The organism is Paenibacillus sp. G2S3, from assembly GCF_030123105.1.
Classification (GTDB): Bacteria; Bacillota; Bacilli; order Paenibacillales; family Paenibacillaceae; genus Paenibacillus_AQ.
On record NZ_CP126095.1, the window covers coordinates 4,129,347 to 4,151,048 of the forward strand.

The following is a 21,702-nucleotide window of genomic DNA, read 5'->3' on the forward strand; positions in this document are numbered from 1 at the left end:
CTTCGCTTAGCGCTCTACAGTTTCCATAAGAAACGCTTCGATAATGTCGCCCTCTTGGACGTCATTATAGCGTTCCAAAGTTATGCCGCATTCATAACCTTGCGCCACTTCTTTGGCATCATCTTTAAAGCGTTTCAAGGTATCAACTTTACCTGTGAACACAACGATTCCGCTACGGATCAAGCGCATTTCAGCATTACGGGTAATCTTACCATCAATAACCATACAACCTGCAATGGTACCCACTTTACTGATCTTGAAGACGCTACGTACTTCAGCGTGACCGATAACGTTCTCTTTATAGATAGGATCAAGCATACCCTTCATTGCACTTTCGATTTCCTCGATTACATTGTAGATGATGTTATGGAGACGTACATCTACTTTTTCTTGTTCAGCAGCTGCCTTGGTTTGAGCGTCCGGACGAACGTTAAAGCCAATAACAATAGCATTAGATGCTGCTGCAAGTGTAATATCGGATTCCGTAATGGCACCGGCACCGCTGTGAATGATCTTCACGCGTACGCCTTCCACTTCGATCTTACCCAGGGAACCTTTAAGCGCCTCGACTGAACCTTGTACGTCAGCTTTAATGATAACGTTAAGGTCTTTGATCTCTCCGTCTTTAATGTGCTGGAACAAATCATCCAATGTTACACGGGTGTTCGTATTCAGCTCAGATTGACGTTGGGAGGTAGAACGTCTATCAGCAATCGCACGGGCTTTACGCTCGTCTTCGAAGGCCATAAACGGATCTCCAGCTTGCGGCACCTCAGTCAAACCAGTAATTTCTACTGGAGTAGATGGGCCAGCTTCCTTGATCTTACGTCCTTTATCATTGACCATCGCACGCACACGTCCGAAGCAGTTACCTGCTACAAAAGCATCGCCGACTTTCAATGTACCGTTCTGTACCAGAATACGTGCAACTGGTCCACGGTTCTTATCAAGCTCAGCTTCTATAACCGTACCGCGTGCCCGTTTGTCAGGGTTCGCTTTGTACTCATTTACTTCAGCAACGAGCAGAATCATTTCCAGCAGTTCTTCCAAGTTAATACGTTGTTTCGCAGAAAGGTTAACGAAGATGGTATCTCCGCCCCACTCTTCAGGAACGAGTTCATAGCTTGTAAGCTCTTGCTTCACTTTGTCAGGATCTGCGCCCGGCTTGTCGATTTTATTAACAGCGACAATAATCGGAAGTCCAGCAGCCTTAGCGTGTGCAATAGCTTCAACGGTCTGAGGCATAACACCGTCATCAGCAGCAACTACGATAATAGTCATATCCGTTACCTGTGCACCACGAGCACGCATAGCAGTAAATGCTTCGTGACCAGGTGTATCTAGGAACGTGATTTTCTTCTGGTTGATTTCAACTTGATAAGCACCGATATGCTGTGTGATTCCGCCTGCTTCGCCTAGAGATACACTCGTCGAACGAATGGCATCCAGCAAAGTAGTTTTACCGTGGTCAACGTGACCCATGATCGTAACTACTGGAGGACGTGACTGAAGTTCTTCTTCAGCATCATTCTCTTCCACAGTTTCAAAACTATCCTCATCAACAGGAATCTTCACTTCTACTTCTACGCCGAATTCAGCAGCGAGTAGCAGGATGGTGTCGATATCCAACTCTTGGTTGATGGTTGCCATAACACCCATAGAAATCAGCTTCTTAATTACTTCAGAAGCGTCTTTGTGAAGCAATTTTGCTGTTTCACCAACAGTCATGCTGCCACGAACGATAATCTTCTTAGGTGTGTTATCGATCTTCTCACGGTGAACCATTGGCTGATTTTTGCCGCGGCCATTCTTACCACCACGACCGCGGTAGTTACCGCCTTTACCGTCATCAAAACGTCTATTGTTCGTATTTGGTCTACCACCAGTTGTGTTCTTCTTAGGACCTCTGTCGTCACCGCGTGTGAAACCACCGCCAGTGCCAGATTGACCTTGTGGGCGGCTGTCAGTGCGAGGTGCACTGCTTTGTCCTTGCGGACGGCTGCCAGTATTACTTCCTTGTGGACGGCTACCACCGGTATTGCTACCTTGCGGACGGCTGCCACCAGTGTTGCTACCTTGCGGACGGCTACCACCGGTACTGCTACCTTGTGGACGGCTGCCAGTATTACTTCCTTGCGGACGGCTGCCACCGGTGTTGCTACCTTGTGGACGATTGCCGCCTGTGCTACTTCCTTGCGGACGGCTTCCGCTAGTACTGTTAGTGCTGTTAGTACGTGGAGCTCCGCTTTGTTGCGGACGTGCATTCTGCGTTGAACCTGTTGTTGCTCTGCGGGAATCTTGTCCGCTTTGGGGCCTTGGGGACGTCGTCGATTGGTTGTTGTTTTGGTTACTGTTCATACCTACCTGCTTTTCCTGTTGATTTTTGTTGGCATTCTGAGCACTTTGGGGTTCGGCAGTTACGGCACCGGTTGTCACCGGACGGCTGCTGGAGCTGGTATCCCGCTTGGCTGCAGCGTTCGACTTGATATCCTTGAAGAATTGCTCTACTTTGTTCACGGAACCGTTCTCCATGACACTCATATGATTATTCACAGGGACATTCAAACGCTTCAGAATTGTAATAATTTCTTTACTGCTCATGTTTAGTGACTTGGCGTATTCGTACACGCGCAATTTATCTTTGTTCTCTTCTTTAGTCAATAAATCCACCTCCGACAGTATCTCCGAGTTGCTTGGAGATCATTTCCGCGAATCTTTTATCCGTAATGGCCAGTACTACACGCTGGTCTTTACCAATACTTGCACCGAGGCTGTCTCGGTGAAATGCGATTACTAGTGGAATATCGTAGGTTCCGCATTTATCACGGAACTTTTTTTGGGTATTATCTGAAGCGTCACCTGCCAGAACGACCAGCTTCGCCTCTGAAGACCGTACAGCTTTGAGTACAGCCTCATCGCCGGTGACTAACTTGCCTGCTCTCATGGCAAGCCCTAAATAAGAAAGCGCCTTACTCATTATCCTCACTATCCTTTGCTGCTAGAAACTGCTCTTCCACGGAAGTAAACTCCCGGGCAAGCTGGTCATAGATTTCAGGACTCACTTGACATTTCAAAGCGCGATCAAGTGCTTTATTCTTCTGTGCCAGCTTAAAGCATTCAAGCTTGCCGCATATGTAAGCACCACGGCCTGACTTCTTACCTGTCAGATCAATCAGCACTTCGCCCTCGGGCGTTCTAACCACTCGAATCAGCTCTTTTTTCGGCATCATCTCTTGGGTAGCAACGCATTTGCGCAGCGGCACCTTTCTTTGTTTCATAACATACGCCTCCCGTCAAGCAGGTTAATTAATCAATGGAGACGGAATCCTGATGCATTTCATCAATAGAAGTTCTCGGTCTACCGTATTCCTGCTCCGCTTGACTTTCACTCTTGATATCAATTTTCCAGCCGGTAAGCTTAGCAGCAAGACGTGCATTTTGCCCTTTAATACCGATAGCCAGTGATAATTGATAATCAGGAACGATCACCCGTGCCATTTTCTCTGCTTCAAAGACTTGAACTTCAAGGACCTTGGAAGGGCTGAGTGCATTAGCCACATACTCCTGCACCAGATCAGAATAACGGACGATATCGATCTTCTCACCACGAAGCTCAGTAACGATGGTCTGAACGCGTGTTCCTCTTGGGCCTACGCAAGAACCAACTGGATCCACTTCAGGATTGCGAGAATACACTGCAATCTTCGAACGGAAGCCAGCTTCACGAGCTACGGAACGAATTTCGACTACACCATCAAAAATTTCCGGAACTTCTAGTTCGAACAGACGCTTCAGCAATCCGGGATGACTGCGGGACAGCATAATTTGCGGTCCTTTAGTGGTGTTCTCAACTTTAGTGATATAAGCCTTGATACGCTCACTTTGTTTAAACTTCTCACCTGGCATCAATTCACTAAGCGGCAAGACCGCTTCGATTTTACCAAGATCAATGTAAATGTTCCGCATATCTTGACGTTGTACAAGTCCTGTTACGATATCATCTTCTTTGTCAATAAAGGCATTATAGATGAGTCCACGCTCTGCTTCGCGAATCCGTTGTGTTACAACCTGCTTTGCAGTCTGTGCAGCAATGCGCCCGAAATCACGTGGTGTTACTTCAAGCTCAGCAATATCTTCAAGCTGGAAATGCGGGTTAATTTCTCTGGCTGCCGGCAATGAGATTTCAGTCCTTGTATCCAGGACCTCCTCAACAATTAGCTTGCGGGCAAACACTTTAATAACGCCTGTGTTGCGGTTCATATCAACACGCACGTTCTGTGCCGCATTGAAATTACGTTTATAACTAGAGATCAGCGCCGCTTCGATAGCTTCGAACAGCACATCTTTACTGATGCCTCTCTCCCTTTCCAGCTCATTCATTGCTTCAATAAACTCCATACTCATGAATTTCCGGCCCCCCTTTCAAGACGTTAAAAAATAATGGCCAATCTCGCGCTTGCGACTTTGGCGTACGGTACTACATGTTCTTTTTTGCCCGCGGAGATGAGCAGTTCCTCGTTCTCGAACGAGAGCAAACGACCTTCAAATTCTTTGAGTCCTTGAATCGGCTCATAAACAGTCACATACACGTCCTTACCTACCGCTTTAGCTACATCTGCAGCTTTTTTGAGAGGACGCTCTGCTCCCGGTGAGGAAACCTCAAGGAAATATGCCTCAGGGATAGGATCATTCTCATCCAACTGCTGACTGAAATATTCGCTAATGCTTCCGCAGTCATCAATATCAATGCCGCCTTCTTTATCTACGAATATACGCAGAAACCAATTGGAGCCTTCCTTCACGTATTCAACGTCCACCAGTTCGAAACCATTGTCGTCGAGATAGGGCCCCAGCATCTGCTCTACCGTTTGTTTAATTTTAGATTTGGGTGTGCTCAAAAGAAAATTACCTCCACGAACTTGTCTTTTGCTATATACCAAAGATAAAGAGTGGGTTTCCCCACTCTTTACACAACGGACTTATCTCATTATTACCAAAGAAATTATACCATAGTGAGTCAGGACTGACAAGTGCTAGCCCTTGACTCCCCCTCTGGAGCTCTCTTTTCTAGCCATGAAATAAGTGTTGTTAAAGCCTTTAAAATAGGGAAAGTTGATTGCTCTCCGGTAAGCCGCGGAAGCAGCCCATATTGGTTAGCAACTCAATTACTGTCTTACTCGCCTTGGATTTCTGCTGGAAATCCTCAATAGAAAGGAACTCCCCAGCATCTTTCGCAGCCGCTATGTTGATAGCAGCATTCTCACCAATTCCCGCTAATGCGGAAAACGGGGGAATCAAACTCTTGTCATCAACAATAAACTTATTCGCTTCCGAACGGTAAAGATCAATGTTTTTGAATGTAAACCCACGTGCAGTCATCTCCAAAGCCATCTCAAGGACAGGCAACATAGCCTTTTCCTTAGGCAAAGCTTGAAATCCTTTTTGCTCAATTTCTACGATCTGACGGTTGATCGCTTCATATCCCTTACAGCATAATTCAATATCAAAATCCGCTGCACGAACAGAGAAATAGGTCGCATAATATTCAATAGGATGATACAGCTTGAAGTAGGCGGTACGTACTGCAGAAATTACGTATGCAGCAGCATGCGCCTTCGGGAACATGTATTGAATTTTCAGACAAGAATCAATATACCATTGTGGAACCTTGCACTTTTTCATTTCCTCGATCCATTCGTCAGACAAACCTTTACCTTTACGAACACTCTCGGTAATTTTAAAGGCCAAGCTCGCATCCATTCCCGCTTTATAAATTAAGAAGAGCATGATGTCATCACGACAACCGATAACGGTCTTAATGTTACAAGTGTTATTCTTTATAAGCTCTTGCGCGTTACCAAGCCAAACTCCAGTACCATGAGACAAACCTGATATTTGCAGTAAGTCAGCAAAGCTGGACGGTTTCGACTCAATAAGCATTTGACGTACGAACTTGGTACCCATTTCGGGCACACCATATGTCGCAACCGGTGATCTGATTTCGTCAGGTCTCACTCCAAGTGCATCTGTAGAGTTAAACATGCTCATTACTTTCGGATCATTCATCGGGATAGAGGTTGGATCAACACCTGTCAAATCCTGCAGCATCCGCATCATCGTCGGATCATCATGACCCAGAATATCAAGCTTCAGCAGATTCGCGTCAAATGCGTGATAATCAAAGTGTGTGGTCTTCCACTCAGCATTGACATCATCCGCTGGGAATTGCACTGGCGTAATATCTTCTACCTCCATATAGTCTGGAACAACGACTATACCGCCGGGATGCTGTCCCGTACTGCGTTTAACGCCTGTACAGCCAGCTGCCAGACGGCCAACTTCAGCTCCACGCCAACGTTTCTGGTGCAGTTCTTCATATTTTTTCGCAAAACCGAAGGCTGTCTTTTCAGCTACCGTACCAATGGTTCCGGCTCGGAATACATTTTTCTCACCAAACATTTCTTTGGTAAAGTTATGTGCATTCGGCTGATATTCCCCTGAGAAGTTCAAGTCAATATCGGGCACTTTATCCCCTTTAAATCCAAGGAAGGTCTCGAACGGAATATCCTGGCCTTCACCTTTGAGCTTCTCGCCGCAATCCGGACAGACTTTGTCTGGTAAATCGAATCCGCTTCGCACACTACCATCCAGGAACCATTCACTATGCCGGCACTCTGGGTTGAGGCAAATATAATGTGCAGGCAAAGGATTAACTTCTGAAATTCCAAGAAATGTAGCTACTACAGAAGAGCCTACGGAACCCCGCGAACCTACGAGATACCCATCCTTATTTGATTTTTTAACGAGACGTTCAGAAATCAAATAGTTGGCAGAGAACCCGAATTTAATAATCGGTGCAAGCTCTTTCTCCAAACGGGCAATAACTACCTCAGGTAGTTCTTCGCCATAAATGGATTTGGCAGTATTATAACAGGTCTCGCGAATTTCTTCGTCCGCCCCTTCAAGAATTGGTGTAAATAGCTTATCTGGAAATAACTCCAGCTCTTCAAAACGTTCAGCCAGCTCAACTGTATTCGTAATCACGACTTCCATCGCTTTTTCAGCACCGAGAAATTCGAATTCAGACAGCATTTCATCCGTTGTGCGGAAGTGTGCATCCGGTTTGCGTTGGTCTTTAAGCGGACTAAAGCCTGTGATCCCATTAATCGTAATATCACGATACAGCTTGTCCCGGGGTTCAAGATAATGCACATTCCCCGTTGCAATAACTGGTTTATTCAGCTGTTCACCTATTTCGCAAACCTTGCGGACTACATCGCGAAGCTCATCAGGCCCTGCTACAAAGCCCTTGTCCACCAAATGCATGTACATGGTCAATGGCTGAATCTCCAGCACATCATAAAAATGAGCAACCTCCATAGCTTCCTCAGTCGTTTTGTTGAGTACTGCTTCAAAAAACTCTCCACGTTCACAACCGGAAATCACGAGCAGTCCATCTCTATGCTCTTCCAGCTTGGATTTCGGAATACAAGGTACACGTTTGAAATATTCCGTATGTGACATGGAAATGAGCTTGTAGAGATTTTTTTTGCCCACCTGATTAAGTGCATAAATATTACAGTGAAACGGTCTTGTGTTTGAAAGATCATTACCCACATAATCGTTTAGTCGATCAAGGCGGGTCATCCCCTTCATCTTTTCAGCATCTGCGAGCAATCCTGTTAATATTCCGCCGAGTGCTATGGTATCGTCAATCGCACGGTGATGGCTTTCCAGAAGAACTTTATATTTATCGGCTAATGTATTCAGCCTGTGATTCTTCATTTTTGGATATAGTAACCGTGCGAGCTCAAGCGTATCAAGAGACGGATTCGTAAGCACAGGTTCACCTATTTTACGTAACGAGGCCTGAATAAAACCCATATCAAATCTGGCGTTATGAGCAACAAGGATACTGTCACCCACAAATTCAACAAACTTACGCAGCACTGGCTCAAGATCAGGAGCATCCTTAACCATTTCATCCGTAATATTGGTCAATTGCTGAATATGATAAGGGATCTTCTCATGCGGATTAACAAAAGTAGAATAACGATCTACTTCTTTACCTTCGCACATTTTAATGGCCGCGAGCTCCGTAATATTATTGCGGGTAATTGATAACCCCGTGGTCTCTATATCAAACACTACATAGGTAGCTGTCTTCAAGTCCAAAGGCTGAGCATTCTCGACAATATTCACAGAGTCATTCACAACATTGGCTTCTACACCATAAATCATTTTTATCTTATGCTTGTGAGCTGCATGGTTCGCATCAGGAAAAGCTTGAACTCCGCCATGATCAGAAATAGCAATCGCTGGATGACCCCACTGGGCAGCTGTTTTGACATAGGTAGTGATCGGAGTGACCGCATCCATCGTACTCATCGTAGTGTGAAGGTGGAATTCCACCCGTTTCTTAGGAGCCGTATCTTTACGCGCAGGCGGTGCCTTAACTTCTGTTAAATCCGAAGGGATCATCACTAGCTCAGGAATTTGCATAAAACGGTCATATTCTACTTTTCCGCGTGCTCTTACCCATTTACCGTTAGCAAGCTGACTCATAACCTTCAGATCATCTTTAGTCTTAGCGAACATCTTCATTTGTAAAGAATCCGTGAAATCAGTCAGACTGAAGGTGAACAAAGTACTGCCATTGCGAAGTTCCTTACGATCCAGGCCAAAAATGGTACCCTGAATGGTAATTTTCTTCTCTTCATCTTGAATTTCAAGAATCGGCACGGCTTGTTCTTTAATTTCATATCCCACCTGAAGCTTAATTACTTCATTTGGATCGCTATCATCAGCAGGAGCTTCTGTTTCTACAGCAGTCATCATCTGCTCAACGATCTCCCGTTGTTCCTGCTGAAGCTTTTGCTGAAATTCTTCGTACGCTTCAACATTATTATTTTCGTTCTCCGCCATTAACACCTTAACTTTTAAGGAGAGTCCGAAATACTTATTATAAAATTTAATAATTGCCCCATCGATGCCCTTTTTACGAGCTAGTTCCATAGAAGTGGAGTCACTCATCGTCAGCATTAATGTGTCATCTTTAAGCTCTTGGGTAGAGCGTGTCAGCCAGCCGTTAACCGAAGGGATCTCGCGGGTCACCCACTCCAGAAACAATCCCCAATATTCTTGGACTAGCTCTGCCCTACTAACTTTTTCATCATATACGAACAAAAAGCTTACTTTGGCTATATGCTGCAGCTTCTCACGCATTCTGAGACAAAATGTCCGGTAGACCTGTGCTGGAACCAGACTTTCTTTCGCAATCACAATTTGCCAGTCTCGATTTTCGCGGCTGATCTCTACTCGTTCTATATATCCATCTAAAAAGTAGGGATCCATGATTGCAGGTGGAATTTCACCTTGCTTCATCAAGAGCTCGAATCTTTTTCTTCTCTCCTGGTTTTGTTCCATGCTTTCCTCCCACCTTTGATAACTCCGTAAAACACAATCAATGATATTCAGTGAAAGTACAATATGATAAGCATTAATGCCTTCAGCGTCCTATAAGGACGATACGCGTTTATGCGAGAAATCGAAGGATAATTTATAGCGTAAGCCTATAAATTCTTATATTTTAAAAAGCTTCTGGATTCAAAAAGCATTGGGTTCTTTCGGCCCGCTGACTCCTCTCTCCAGAAGCTAGATTAAAATACTACAAGACTGTTGATCGGTGCCAAAAGATTAATATGCCTTTGCAAAAACCACAGTATGCTCAGCTGGTTTGCCACAGCAAATGCAGACTTGCTTCTTCTCCGCCGGATCGAAAGGAATGTTGCGGCTACCCGCACCTGTCTCTTCCTTAACTTTGGACTCGCATTCTTCGGAACCACACCAGCCAGCTAGTGCAAAGCCGCGTTTCTCTTCCATTGAAGCTTTCATCTCTTCCAAGGAATCTACAGAATAGAAATGGTCCTCGCGGAATTTCAGGGCACGTTCGAACATTTCATTATGAACCTGCTCGAGCATTGCTTGTACCTCTTCAACAAGGTTCTCCTGCTGAATAACCTTCTTCTCACCTGTGACACGTGATACGATAACGCAAACGCCATTCTCCATATCGCGTGGTCCAAGCTCCAAGCGCACAGGTATACCGCGCATTTCATATTCATTGAACTTCCACCCTGGCGTTACATCCGAACGATCATCCACACGTACACGAACACCTGCGTTCTTCAGCTCCTTGAACAGCTCGTCCGTCCGTCCAATCACGGCTTCGCGAGTTTTAGGAGGTCCGATTGGAATCATAATTACTTGAGTTGGCGCTACCTTAGGTGGCAGAACAAGACCACGGTCATCGCCATGCACCATAATCAGCGAACCAATCAAACGTGTAGTGGATCCCCATGAGGTCGTATGCACATATTCTAAATTATTGTCGCGGCTCAAATACTGGATCTCAAATGCTGTTGCAAACTTGGTACCCAAGTAATGTGAGGTAGCAGCCTGAACAGCACGTCCATCTTTCATCATCGCTTCAATAGAATACGTATCTACTGCACCAGCAAAACGCTCGGAAGGCGTCTTCTGTCCAGTAATTACCGGAATAGCAAGGAAAGTCTCGGCAAAATCACGATAGTTATCCAGCATCTTCATGGTTTCTTCACGAGCTTCGGCTTCATTCTCATGCGCAGTATGTCCTTCTTGCCAAAGAAACTCTGTGGTGCGGATAAATGGTAAAGTACGCTTCTCCCAACGAACCACGTTCGCCCATTGATTGATAAGAACAGGAAGGTCACGATAGGACTGAATCCATTTGGAGTACATATGCCCGAACATGGTCTCAGAGGTAGGACGGACTGCCAGACGTTCTTCAAGCACGTCACCACCTGCCTCAGTTACCCATGGCAGCTCGGGATTAAAGCCTTCAATATGATCCTTTTCCTTTTGAAAGAAACTCTCTGGAATGAACACTGGAAAATAAGCATTACGATGCCCAGTTTCCTTGAGGCGACGGTTCATTTCCTCCTGAATATGCTCCCATATTTCATAGCCCTCTGGCTTAAATACGATACAGCCACGAACAGGAGAATAGTCCATCAAGTCTCCTTTTTTAATAACATCAATATACCAGCGTGAGAAATCCTCGCTTTGCGGCGTGATTTCCGTAACGAATTGCTTATCTTTTGCCATGTAATGGAATGCCTCCCGAAGAAAATTAGCCGCTGATCAAACGTAAAATATCATTATACGTAACAGCAATCATTAATAAAAATAACAGTGCAAATCCAACAAAGTGAACCATACCTTCGCGACTCGGATCTACAGGTTTACCGCGTAATGCTTCCACGCCTAGGAACGCCAGACGGCTTCCATCGAGTGCTGGAATCGGTAATAGGTTGAAAATCCCCAGATACAAGCTTAGGATAGCAGCCCAATAGGTAAGATACTGAATCCCTTGTTGGGCAATTTGACCGGTTACTTCAAAGGTACGAACCGGACCTCCAATATCATCCATATTGAATTTATTGATCAATTGCTTAAAGCCCAGAAAGATAGCTTCTGTCGTATCGACCATAGCTTTACCTGAACCTGTCAACGTCTCTCCAACCCCTGCTTTGCGGGTAGGAAGCTCAGGTGTAATCCCAATTTTACCGCCTTCTTGTCCCTCCATGCTACGAGGAACGAGAGTCACGTTAAGGGTCTCATCCCCACGTTGCAGCATCCATTTCATTTCTTTCCCTTTGGACTCCGAGGTTAAGTCAATCATTTTTTGGTAATCGGCACCAATCTTCTCACCGTTGATGGAGACAATAATGTCACCCTTCTGCAATCCCGCCTCTTGTGCCGGCATTCCTTCAGAGACGTCTCCGATCTTAACATAAGTAGGGTTCTCAACTGGAATACCAACCATTTGCAAATGGATGGCAAACAGAACAAAGGCTAACAGGAAGTTCATCACAGGACCCGCAACAATAGCCAGTGCACGCTGACCCACAGTCTTGCTGCCGAATTGACGATCTTTAGGCGCAATTTGAGTCTGCTGCGTTCCTTTAATCATCATCGCTTGAGGATGAACGTCATAAGTAGTAACTTCGCCATCCACATCCAAGCGGATCTGCAGATCATTCTCGAGATCAGTATGCAAAGCCTCACCACGGATAACATTTTTACGTGTATCCAGTGCGTCCAGATAAATATTTTTTACTTTGTTATCCTGACCGAGTCTTACTGCAATTGTCTGTCCTGAGCCAATTTCAATAATCTCTGGATCTTCACCAGCCATCCGAGCATAACCGCCAAAAGGCAGTAAACGCAAAGTGAACTGTGTCTCATTCCGTTTATAAGAAAACAGTTTCGGACCGAAACCGATAGCAAATTCCCTCACGAGAATACCGGCGCGTTTGGCAAAATAATAGTGACCCCATTCATGTACAGTCACCAGGACAAAAAACATGAGCACCGTTAATAAAACGACTTGAACCATTTCCAAACGTATCATCCCCCTTTAGGTGTAAGACCGAAGTATGTCCTCTTAATTTATCATTATTCTCCGATCAGGCACAAGAGAATCAACTGTCCCAACCTATTTTTAGGGCAAAGTAAGTATTTCCAGTCAAGCAATAACGCCATCGGCGGCGTCCCTTAAGGAGACGGTACGCGTTTACGCGAGAAATATAAGGATAATGTATAAAGTGAACCGTATACTTTCTTATATTTTTAAAAAGAGATCTTTCTACGTTCTACAGCGTTGCCGCCAACTCACGAACACGTTTATCACAGGATTCAATTTGTTCCAGATTCGGATTGTCCTCGTTAACATGACGATGAAGCACTTCCCCGATAATCTCCTCTATGCGCAGGAATGGGATCTCATGACTCAAGAAACGAGCAACAGCGATTTCATTTGCAGCATTAAAAGCAGTAGTAGCTGTCCCTCCAGCTTTCCCACAATCCATCGCTAGCTTAAGCGCAGGGAACCGTTCATAATCCATTTCTCGGAAAGTCAAACGGCCAATTTCAGCTAACGATAAACGCTGTGCCGGTGACTCCCAGCGTTCCGGATACGTAAGCGCATATTGAATAGGGACACGCATATCGGGATTTCCAAGCTGAGCAATGATACTGCTATCGCGGAACTCCACATAAGAGTGAATGATACTCTCTGGATGCAAAAGTACATTTACTTGTTCATAAGGTAGACCGAATAACCAATGCGCTTCAATGACCTCAAGCCCTTTATTCACCATTGTAGCAGAATCAATCGTGATTTTCGCGCCCATGCTCCAATTTGGATGACGAAGTGCATCTTCTACCGTTACATTTTTGAGTTGATCACGAGTGAAATCTCGGAAAGATCCACCAGAAGCTGTTAAAGTGATACAAGCAATATCCGCAAGATTCTCACCATTTAAGCACTGAAAAATAGCGGAATGCTCGCTATCAATAGGCAGCAATTTAACACCTTTACGATTAGCTAGTTCAGTAACAAGATGTCCTGCCGTTACCAATGTCTCTTTATTGGCTAGTCCAATATGTTTGCCTGCTTCGATGGCAGCTAACGTGGATTGGAGGCCTACACTACCCATAACAGCCGTTACGACCATTTCGGCATCCCCACCAGCAGCCACCTCAACAAGACCTTCACTCCCGCTGTATAGCTGTATACCCGAAGGTAGACTGGATCTAATCTCATCAGCCAGTTCCTTTGTTGCAACAGAAACACGACGCGGGTGAAACCGGCGAATTTGTTCCAGCAATAACGCTGTATTCGTTCCAGCCGCCAAGCCATCTACTTGAAAAGAGTCTGGGTGCATAGCGATGACATCTAGAGTCTGAGTGCCGATTGAACCCGTGGAACCAAGAACACTTATTTTTTTCATAGTTATACCCTCTCCTTCCGTTAATAGTAAGGCATAAGCATTACGATATGTACGAATGGAAATACGATAATCCAGCTGTCACAACGATCAAGAATACCACCGTGACCAGGCAGAAGTGTACCTGAATCTTTGATACCATAAGCACGTTTATAGGCAGATTGCACAAGATCACCAAGCTGACCCAAAACCGCACAAGAAAGCCCTATAAGGAGCGCTCGTCCAATCGCTAGATGTTCAGGAGCAAATATTGCAAAAACGATCGCTATCAGCATCGAGATCAGAACTCCGCCTACCGCACCTTCCACCGTTTTGTTAGGACTAATTGCTGGCCAAAGCTTGTTCTTTCCCATGCTTCTCCCAACAAAGTAAGCCCCGGCATCACTACCCCATATACAGAAAAGGAGCAAAAAAGTCCAGAACAAACCATGTCCGTCATCCGATGCACGAGCCATGGCCATATAAGAAAAACCCATTCCAATGTATACTATACCAGTAAACAGCAATGCTGTTACTCGAATATCCAATTTATTTTTAGTAAAAACTGTAACTAAAAGGAACAACAGCAGCAGAATCCAAATTCCTTGTTCCCACGATAAGGGTGCAGAGATCCCAAGCAAATTCCAAGGGATCATGAAACTTAGAATGGCTGCATAACCAAGAACGGTAGAACCGGAAAGTGCAGGTATCCCTATCATTTTCACAAATTCATAAAATCCGATAAAAGCCATGGCAGTAAGTAACAACTGATATGGCCAGTTCCCCAACACACATAAGCCTAAAAATAGTGCTCCGGCAACAATTCCGGTAATCAATCGCTGCTTCAAAGGTTTCCATCTCCTATCAAGCTACTTCAGTCCACCATAACGGCGTGTACGGCGTTGATATTCAGCGACTGCCTGATGTAAATGCTCTTTATTAAACTCGGGCCAATACACATCAGTAAACCACAGCTCACTATAAGCAAGCTGCCATAGCATGAAATTGCTAAGTCGCATTTCTCCACTTGTACGTATAAGCAAATCCGGATCTGGTAACCCACCCGATAACATTCGGCTATCGATTAACTCAGTCGTAATATCATCCGGTGACAAAGCCCCTGATTGGATGTCCTTACCAATGCTGCGCATGCAGTCCTCAATTTCTTTACGTCCCCCATAATTAAGAGCAAAATTCAATATAAGTCCAGTATTGCCCTGTGTCCGGGAAACCGCTTCTTCCATAGCCTTGCGTGTATATGAAGGTAATGCATCCGTATCCCCCATCATACGTACTTGGACATTCTTCTCAATCAGTTCATCAAGCTCAATGGCTAGAAACTCCACTGGCAAGCGCATCAGATAATCGACTTCTTCCTTTGGTCGTTTCCAATTTTCTGTCGAGAACGCATACATCGTCAAAAACTCAACACCTAGTTCGTCTGCAGCGATTGTAGCACGTTTAACAGCCTTCATGCCATTCTGATGACCCACAACGCGCGGCAACCCGCGACGCTTAGCCCAACGCCCATTGCCGTCCATAATAACAGCCACATGCCGGGGAATGTTATCCGGTGAAATCTCGACTGGCTGTTGCCTGTCTTTACGGCTCAGCCACGCTTGAACCCGTTTGATCATTTCCGTTTCCTCCAAGCTCTTATCAGAAAGAGACAAACCCCACCATTAACGGAGGGGCCTTAAGTCTCTAGAATATCTTTATACTTCCATAATCTCTTTTTCTTTAGATACAAGCACTTTGTCGACCTCGGCTATGAACTTATCCGTTGTCTTTTGAATGTCTTCCTGATGGCCACGGGACTCATCTTCCGAGATACCGTTTTTCTCCATCTTCTTAATATCATCGTTGGCATCACGGCGAATGTTGCGGATCGCTACTTTCGCTTCTTCACCAAATTTCTTCGTCAATTTCACCAAATCCGTCCGACGCTCTTCAGTCAGCGGAGGAATAGAAAGACGAATGATTGTGCCGTCATTAGCAGGCGTTAAACCGATATCCGATTTCATGATCGCCCGTTCAATGTCAGACATCGATGTTTTGTCCCACGGCTGGATCAACAGTGTCCGGGAATCCGGAGTACTGATATTCGCCAGCTGATTGATTGGAGTAGGGGAACCATAATACTCAACTTGAATGCGATCTAGCAGTGATGTTGTTGCACGTCCTGCCCGCAATGTTGCCAAGTCACGTTTCAGCGATAAAATCGCTTTGTCCATACGCTCTTCGGCATTTTTTTTGACCGATTGTGGCATTAATCTACACTCCCTTTAACAATCGTCCCGATCTTCTCACCGAGAACGACACGTTTGATATTGCCTTGTTCAGTAATGGCAAATACAATGAGCGGTATATTATTATCCATGCATAGAGATGAAGCTGTTGAATCCATAACACCAAGGTTTTTGTTCAGAACATCCATGTAAGTGAGCTGTTCAAATTTCTCGGCTGTGCTGTCTTTAAACGGATCTGCTGAATATACACCATCAACCTTGTTCTTCGCCATCAGAATAACTTCTGCTTCGATCTCTGCCGCTCTAAGTGCTGCAGTAGTATCTGTTGAGAAGAATGGATTACCTGTGCCTGCTGCAAAAATAACAACGCGGCCCTTCTCCAAGTGGCGAATCGCACGACGACGAATGTACGGTTCAGCAATTTGCTGCATCGAGATTGAAGTCTGCACTCTTGTTGGCACATCGATTTGCTCTAATGCATCCTGCAGAGCAAGTGAATTCATTACCGTTGCCAGCATGCCCATATAATCTGCAGTAGCACGATCTATGCCACTTGCGCTACCAGCGATCCCGCGCCAAATATTACCTCCGCCACAAACAATCGCAACCTGAACGCCAAGCTCTACAACTTCCTTGATCTGTTCAGCGATGGAAATAATCATGTCGGCATCAATACCATATCCGTTTTGTCCTGCCAAAGACTCTCCACTTACCTTAAGGACTACTCTCTTAAATACCGGCTGTTCCAAATGTATACCCTCACTTTCTGCAAAAGACGGAACACTACGTGTACGTGTTCCGCTCTTCTGATGCTTGCCCTTATTCAATTCTTCACATTTATAATGAAACTGTTATTAGTTATTTACTTGTGCCATAACTTCTTCAACAAAGTTATCCACTTTCTTTTCCAAACCTTCGCCTAGTTCAAAACGAGCAAAACGACGGATCGAGATGTTCTCTCCGATTGTGCTGATTTTTTCGTTCAGCAATTGGGAGATCGTTTTGTCAGGGTCTTTAACGAAGGTTTGCTCAAGCAAGCAATATTCTTCGTAATATTTACTAATACGTCCTTCAACCATTTTTTCAATGATTTTCTCAGGCTTACCTTCGTTCAAAGCTTGAGCTTTCAGGATTTCTTTTTCTTTTTCTACATCTGCTTGTGGAACTTCTTCACGACGAACATAACGTGGGTTTGCTGCAGCGATTTGCATAGCGATATCGCGAGCAAATTCCTTGAAGGAATCTGTTTTACCTACAAAGTCAGTTTCGCAGTTGATTTCTACAAGTACACCAATACGGCCGCCAGCGTGGATGTAAGATTCTACAACGCCTTCAGTAGCAATACGTCCTGCTTTGTTTGCTGCTGCGGACAGACCTTTTTCACGAAGCAATTCTGCTGCTTTAGTGATATCGTTATTTGCTTCTTCAAGCGCTTTTTTACAATCAAGCATACCAGCGCCTGTTCTTTCACGAAGTTCTTTTACTGCTTTTGCATCAACTGCCATTGTTTATTCCCTCCAGGTAATTGTCGTTTTCTTACATTATTCAAGGCCTTTATCCTAAAAAAAGGGCAGTGAGAGGTTATCCACCTGCCAACCACCCTTTTCATTTAAGTTCTTGTATGTGTTAGTCGCTACTTAAGCAGTAGTTGTGTCTTCGCCTTGGTGAGCTTCAACAACAGCGTCTGCCATTTTACCAGTCAACAATTTCACGGCGCGGATAGCGTCGTCGTTACCTGGAATTACGTAGTCGATTTCGTCTGGATCACAGTTAGTATCAACGATAGCTACGATTGGAATACCCAATTTGCGAGCTTCTGCAACTGCAATACGCTCTTTACGCGGGTCAATGATGAACAACGCGCTTGGTAGACCTTTCATGTTCTTGATACCGCCCAAGAATTTTTCAAGACGATCTTTTTCTTTGCGAAGAAGAATAACTTCTTTCTTAGGTAGAACTTCGAAAGTGCCGTCCTCTTCCCAAGATTCCAATTTCTTCAAACGATCAATACGTTTTTGGATAGTTTGGAAGTTAGTAAGAGTTCCGCCCAACCAACGTTGGTTAATGAAGAACATACCGGAACGTTCTGCTTCTTCTTTTACGGAGTCTTGTGCTTGTTTCTTTGTTCCTACGAATAGGATTGTGCCGTTGTCACCAGCGACGCTTTTTACAAAGTTGTAAGCTTCTTCTACCTTCTTGACTGTTTTTTGCAAGTCAATAATGTAAATTCCGTTTCTTTCAGTGAAGATATAACGATCCATCTTTGGGTTCCAACGACGAGTCTGGTGACCGAAGTGTACCCCAGCTTCTAGAAGCTGTTTCATGGAGATTACTGCCATCTTCACACACCTCCTAAGTTTGGTTTATTGTGTGTCTCCTCCGCCGTGCGTCATCTTTCAGCAAGACTTTCTTCAGAAGAAAGCACCCCTTGTCGAAATCAACCGGCGTGTGTTTTAACACCGTCAATTACTATACCATATTTTATTAGTGTATGCAACGATTATTGAAAACTTATTAATTTTTCTAGTATAGAATCTAGACTCTCGTCTTTATTAAAGTTGTAAGAACCCGATTGAATTTTCGTATTGATCTTACGTTTATTGGCGGATTCAAGAAAACTAGCCTTATCTTTAATGACTTCAGCCTTCTCCAAAATATTTGCTGTTTCTGTCAGTGTGCTTCCTGAAGGTATACGAACAACAACCCCTGCATTCGCAGTGACTTTAGGCTTATCAGGCGAAACAGCAGAAGGTGCAGTAGTGACCTTTGGCTTCTCAACAGTCCCTTCCTTAGGCGTTGATGGCTCTTTAGGAGGGATAACCTTATTGGGGTTGTCCGATACTGTAGGAGACACTACAGGAGCGGGAGAAGCCGCTACTGCAGGTTCAGAAGGTGCCACGTTCTCCGTACTTCCATCATTAAGAGCGTCTGTCTTCTGATCTTGATCAGCATCTTCCAAAGCAGACTCTTCCGTAGGAGATTCAGTAGATTCGTCGATAACCTTCAAGTTCAATTTCTCAGCACCTTGTATTACCTGTTCCTTGGTGAGTGGAGCCACTCCACCGGATATCATTAATTGAAGCAATAGTGCGCCTGCAATTAGCCCTGTGCCAAGTCCAAACAAAAAAGAACGGTTCTTCATCATACCGATTCCTCCTGTTTGGCGAGTTGCAGAATCAGTTGCACTTCTCCCCGCTGAAGTCCAGCCGTCTTGGCAATGGAGTCTATCGATTTCCCCTGCTCATGTAGTTCAAATAATCGTGGATATCGCAATTTAATAGAACTAATAGGTTTTGCTTTCACTTCTGGTTGTATTGAACTATTTTCAGCTCCGGTAGACGGATCTCCGTTCACCGCAACCTTAGCATAAGAGCCCTTCTCAACCGAAACTTCCAACTCTCTTAACCGCTTTTCTTCGTTAGTTACTCGGCCCTCTAGTAATGAAGAGCTTTGCTGTAATTCTGTCAATTGATGCTGCAAATCGCTAATCTGCCCTTGCATTGCTACATGATTAGTTTGTGATTGCTGTTTAATACTGCTGACTAACTGTACTAGTTCTTCATTCTCGCGCTCTATATCAGCCATATATAGCTCAAGCGCAGCCTCCGTTTCTTTGAGGCTTTGCTGCTCTGCTTTTCCTTCCTTCATACGTGCTGGAAGTAGAAGGGCATAAAGAATAGCGGCGACACCTACTAGCACAATATACACCCATGGTTGCAAGTGCCTTATCTCCTTTAACATCTCAAATATAATTGCTTATTATAGACTCAGATCAATGCGCTGTCCTTTGTAAGGGTGTTCCGCATCACGAGTGCCAGACTTCGAACGTTTCTCAGAGGAAGGATTCCCTCCCGAATGATGATTGCCTTTATCTCCGCCATCGCGCAAAGCGGACTCAGAAGATTCATCCACTTCAGCGCTTCGCATGGTCATTTCCTGGCTTTGTTTCACATTTTGTCCGGCCAGTTGATGCTGATCAATAGCGGGGCGCTGCTGAGATTCATTCTGAATCTTCCCCGCCTCCGTAGTCCGAGGTAGTGCAATTTGCAGTTCCACTGGTTTTAGGCTCATCATAACCCTCTTCTCATAAGAAGAAACGATGTTGTCGTCTTTTGAAGACGATAACCGTTTCTCGTAAAAATATAAGGATAATGTATAACGTGAAACTTATACTTTCTTATATTTCAAGAATGGCCGGCCGCTATTGGCCCGCCTGATTAATTGTATGGCGTTAAGGATATATCACCTTCACTATAAACAAACACAACTCGTTCTGTGGGGTCCTTTACAAATCGAGTATATCTACCGATCATAATTTTGGATCCGCCATAGATCGTTTTGATCACTTCAACTCTAGCTCTGCCTGTATCTTCTAGCATTCTTTCAATCTCTAGCACACGTTCTTTAATTCTTTTTTCCTCACGTTGATGAGATTGTTTGGTTGCATTCAATTTAACGCGAAGCGCCACTTTATCTGCAGGCAGTTGACCGTTAGTTGCCAATTGATTTAATAGATACAACGCTTTAGAGGTTTTGTCCTCATTTTCAAGTAACTGACGCAGTGATTGACGCAGCTCGTTAATCTCATTTCTGAGCTCAGGTACAACACCTACCTCAATTGCAGTCGCTGTGGACATGGTATTGCCTATCGTACGTGCTACGACTCTTTCTCCAGACTGAACAGTTCCGCCAACAATCAATCCCTTAGCTCCGTTACAAAGAACATCTCTGCCCGCACGTATATTGGAATGCATAATGCTCTGGGATACGATGACATCTTCACCGGCTGTTACATTACCATCTTGAATAAAAGAGACCTTAACATTTTTCCCAGCGGTTACATGTCCTTTGTTATAGCCGATAATTCCACCCGTAATTTCAATGGATCCACCAGAGATTAATTCTGCCCCTTCTACTCCACCAACTACACGAATATCACCAGCAGACTTTACAGAAAATCCTGAAAGTACGTTTCCTCGAATAACAACAGTACCTACAAAATCAATATTCCCAGTACTGTAGTCTACATCACCATTCACTTCATATACAGGAAACACATTGATTTTACCGCTATCGGTTAAAGTAACAAGACCGTCAATTGCGGCATACATCGAAGTTCCATTGTTATCAACGAGTACGTTCTTTCCGACTTTAAAATGAGCTTCCCTTCCAGCTCTGAAAGCAAGCTCATCACCAGTTACAGTCTTTCCATGCTTACCAGGCTGAGCAGGAATAATTCTAGCTATCAACTTTCCCTTGAGCACGTTACGAAGTCGAACTAAATCCTTATAATCAACCTTACCATCTGCTTTTTCAAGCGGCTTGCGATCCTCTTCTAAATCAACAGTGAGCATAATACGCCCGTCGATTCCATGTACAGCAGGTTCGCCCATAGCAATAGCGACTTTACTCCAAAAAAACTCCTCCGGATGACTACAAATCCGTTCAACAACATCACGCTGGACCCCGTAGCGAATATTGTGACTATGCAGGAAGCTTTCCAATTCTATAGGTGAGCAGGAAAAATTCTCATCTTTTTTGGAGAACTGCAAATACGCGATCCCTTTGTCATCCGAAAAAGTAATACTTAAGTACTGATCCAAAGCATGTTGACCGATCAATTTTGCTCCCCCTTGTCACCG

At 44.5% G+C, this 21,702-nt stretch carries 18 protein-coding genes and 1 pseudogene; all 19 read right to left on the reverse strand.

Going from position 1 to position 21,702, the window contains the following annotated elements; genetic code table 11:
- Positions 1-6: 6 nt before the first annotated feature.
- The 19 genes and pseudogenes from infB to QNH28_RS18125 all read right to left on the reverse strand — a co-directional run bounded on the left by infB (position 7) and on the right by QNH28_RS18125 (position 21,681).
- A complete protein-coding gene (gene infB / locus QNH28_RS18035; protein WP_283907911.1) occupies positions 7-2,661 on the reverse strand; it encodes a translation initiation factor IF-2 in 2,655 nt (884 codons plus the stop codon).
- Positions 2,656-2,977, reverse strand: a pseudogene (locus QNH28_RS18040) (L7Ae/L30e/S12e/Gadd45 family ribosomal protein); the annotation flags it as partial. The gene infB and the pseudogene QNH28_RS18040, both read right to left, overlap by 6 nt.
- Positions 2,970-3,278, reverse strand: coding sequence for an RNase P modulator RnpM (rnpM, locus tag QNH28_RS18045; protein WP_042189416.1), 309 nt, complete (start codon positions 3,276-3,278; stop codon positions 2,970-2,972). The gene rnpM and the pseudogene QNH28_RS18040, both read right to left, overlap by 8 nt.
- A 28-nt stretch (positions 3,279-3,306) precedes the next feature.
- Positions 3,307-4,404 carry a transcription termination factor NusA gene (gene nusA, locus QNH28_RS18050; protein WP_042189417.1) on the reverse strand — a complete coding sequence of 366 codons (1,098 nt, stop codon included), beginning with the start codon at positions 4,402-4,404 and terminating at the stop codon, positions 3,307-3,309.
- 26 nt (positions 4,405-4,430) lie between these two features.
- Positions 4,431-4,898, reverse strand: a complete 468-nt coding sequence (gene rimP / locus QNH28_RS18055; RefSeq protein WP_042128863.1) for a ribosome maturation factor RimP — start codon at positions 4,896-4,898, stop codon at positions 4,431-4,433.
- Between the two features lie 199 nt (positions 4,899-5,097).
- Positions 5,098-9,426: a PolC-type DNA polymerase III gene (locus QNH28_RS18060; protein WP_283907913.1), complete on the reverse strand. Its 4,329-nt coding sequence runs from the start codon at positions 9,424-9,426 to the stop codon at positions 5,098-5,100.
- Between the two features lie 270 nt (positions 9,427-9,696).
- Complete coding sequence (gene proS / locus QNH28_RS18065) at positions 9,697-11,145, reverse strand: proline--tRNA ligase (protein WP_042189419.1); 1,449 nt, start codon at positions 11,143-11,145, stop codon at positions 9,697-9,699.
- A gap of 25 nt (positions 11,146-11,170) precedes the next feature.
- Complete coding sequence (gene rseP / locus QNH28_RS18070) at positions 11,171-12,445, reverse strand: RIP metalloprotease RseP (protein WP_042189420.1); 1,275 nt, start codon at positions 12,443-12,445, stop codon at positions 11,171-11,173.
- A 250-nt stretch (positions 12,446-12,695) separates the two neighbouring features.
- Entirely contained in the window at positions 12,696-13,835 is a 1,140-nt protein-coding gene (locus tag QNH28_RS18075; RefSeq protein ID WP_283907914.1) for a 1-deoxy-D-xylulose-5-phosphate reductoisomerase, read from the reverse strand.
- Positions 13,836-13,855: 20 nt separating this feature from the next.
- A complete protein-coding gene (locus tag QNH28_RS18080; RefSeq protein ID WP_283907915.1) occupies positions 13,856-14,659 on the reverse strand; it encodes a phosphatidate cytidylyltransferase in 804 nt (267 codons plus the stop codon).
- A 21-nt stretch (positions 14,660-14,680) separates the two neighbouring features.
- A complete protein-coding gene (locus QNH28_RS18085) occupies positions 14,681-15,448 on the reverse strand; it encodes an undecaprenyl pyrophosphate synthase (RefSeq protein WP_283907916.1) in 768 nt (255 codons plus the stop codon).
- A gap of 78 nt (positions 15,449-15,526) precedes the next feature.
- Positions 15,527-16,081, reverse strand: a complete 555-nt coding sequence (frr, locus tag QNH28_RS18090; RefSeq protein ID WP_283907917.1) for a ribosome recycling factor — start codon at positions 16,079-16,081, stop codon at positions 15,527-15,529.
- Positions 16,081-16,809: a UMP kinase gene (gene pyrH / locus QNH28_RS18095; protein ID WP_036688491.1), complete on the reverse strand. Its 729-nt coding sequence runs from the start codon at positions 16,807-16,809 to the stop codon at positions 16,081-16,083. The genes frr and pyrH overlap by 1 nt, the downstream gene beginning before the upstream one ends.
- A gap of 105 nt (positions 16,810-16,914) precedes the next feature.
- On the reverse strand, positions 16,915-17,565 hold the full coding sequence (gene tsf, locus QNH28_RS18100) for a translation elongation factor Ts (protein ID WP_283907918.1): 651 nt from the start codon (positions 17,563-17,565) through the stop codon (positions 16,915-16,917).
- Positions 17,566-17,697: 132 nt separating this feature from the next.
- Complete coding sequence (gene rpsB / locus QNH28_RS18105; RefSeq protein WP_036688493.1) at positions 17,698-18,399, reverse strand: 30S ribosomal protein S2; 702 nt, start codon at positions 18,397-18,399, stop codon at positions 17,698-17,700.
- Between the two features lie 161 nt (positions 18,400-18,560).
- Positions 18,561-19,205: an endolytic transglycosylase MltG gene (locus QNH28_RS18110; protein WP_283907919.1), complete on the reverse strand. Its 645-nt coding sequence runs from the start codon at positions 19,203-19,205 to the stop codon at positions 18,561-18,563.
- Positions 19,202-19,780: a hypothetical protein gene (locus QNH28_RS18115; protein ID WP_283907920.1), complete on the reverse strand. Its 579-nt coding sequence runs from the start codon at positions 19,778-19,780 to the stop codon at positions 19,202-19,204. Before QNH28_RS18115 ends, QNH28_RS18110 begins: the two co-directional genes overlap by 4 nt.
- 39 nt (positions 19,781-19,819) lie before the next feature.
- Positions 19,820-20,131, reverse strand: coding sequence for a hypothetical protein (locus QNH28_RS18120; protein WP_094870301.1), 312 nt, complete (start codon positions 20,129-20,131; stop codon positions 19,820-19,822).
- A gap of 146 nt (positions 20,132-20,277) precedes the next feature.
- Positions 20,278-21,681: a flagellar assembly protein A gene (locus QNH28_RS18125; protein ID WP_283907921.1), complete on the reverse strand. Its 1,404-nt coding sequence runs from the start codon at positions 21,679-21,681 to the stop codon at positions 20,278-20,280.
- Positions 21,682-21,702: the final 21 nt, after the last annotated feature.

Coding starts and splice junctions, on each gene's coding strand:
- rnpM (WP_042189416.1), bottom strand. CDS start 3,278: ATGAAACAAAGAAAGGTGCCGCTGCGCAAATGCGTTGCTACCCAAGAG.
- nusA (WP_042189417.1), bottom strand. CDS start 4,404: ATGAGTATGGAGTTTATTGAAGCAATGAATGAGCTGGAAAGGGAGAGA.
- QNH28_RS18060 (WP_283907913.1), bottom strand. CDS start 9,426: ATGGAACAAAACCAGGAGAGAAGAAAAAGATTCGAGCTCTTGATGAAG.
- proS (WP_042189419.1), bottom strand. CDS start 11,145: ATGGCAAAAGATAAGCAATTCGTTACGGAAATCACGCCGCAAAGCGAG.
- QNH28_RS18075 (WP_283907914.1), bottom strand. CDS start 13,835: ATGAAAAAAATAAGTGTTCTTGGTTCCACGGGTTCAATCGGCACTCAG.
- QNH28_RS18085 (WP_283907916.1), bottom strand. CDS start 15,448: ATGATCAAACGGGTTCAAGCGTGGCTGAGCCGTAAAGACAGGCAACAG.
- frr (WP_283907917.1), bottom strand. CDS start 16,081: ATGCCACAATCGGTCAAAAAAAATGCCGAAGAGCGTATGGACAAAGCG.
- tsf (WP_283907918.1), bottom strand. CDS start 17,565: ATGGCAGTTGATGCAAAAGCAGTAAAAGAACTTCGTGAAAGAACAGGC.
- rpsB (WP_036688493.1), bottom strand. CDS start 18,399: ATGGCAGTAATCTCCATGAAACAGCTTCTAGAAGCTGGGGTACACTTC.
- QNH28_RS18110 (WP_283907919.1), bottom strand. CDS start 19,205: ATGATGAAGAACCGTTCTTTTTTGTTTGGACTTGGCACAGGGCTAATT.
- QNH28_RS18120 (WP_094870301.1), bottom strand. CDS start 20,131: ATGAGCCTAAAACCAGTGGAACTGCAAATTGCACTACCTCGGACTACG.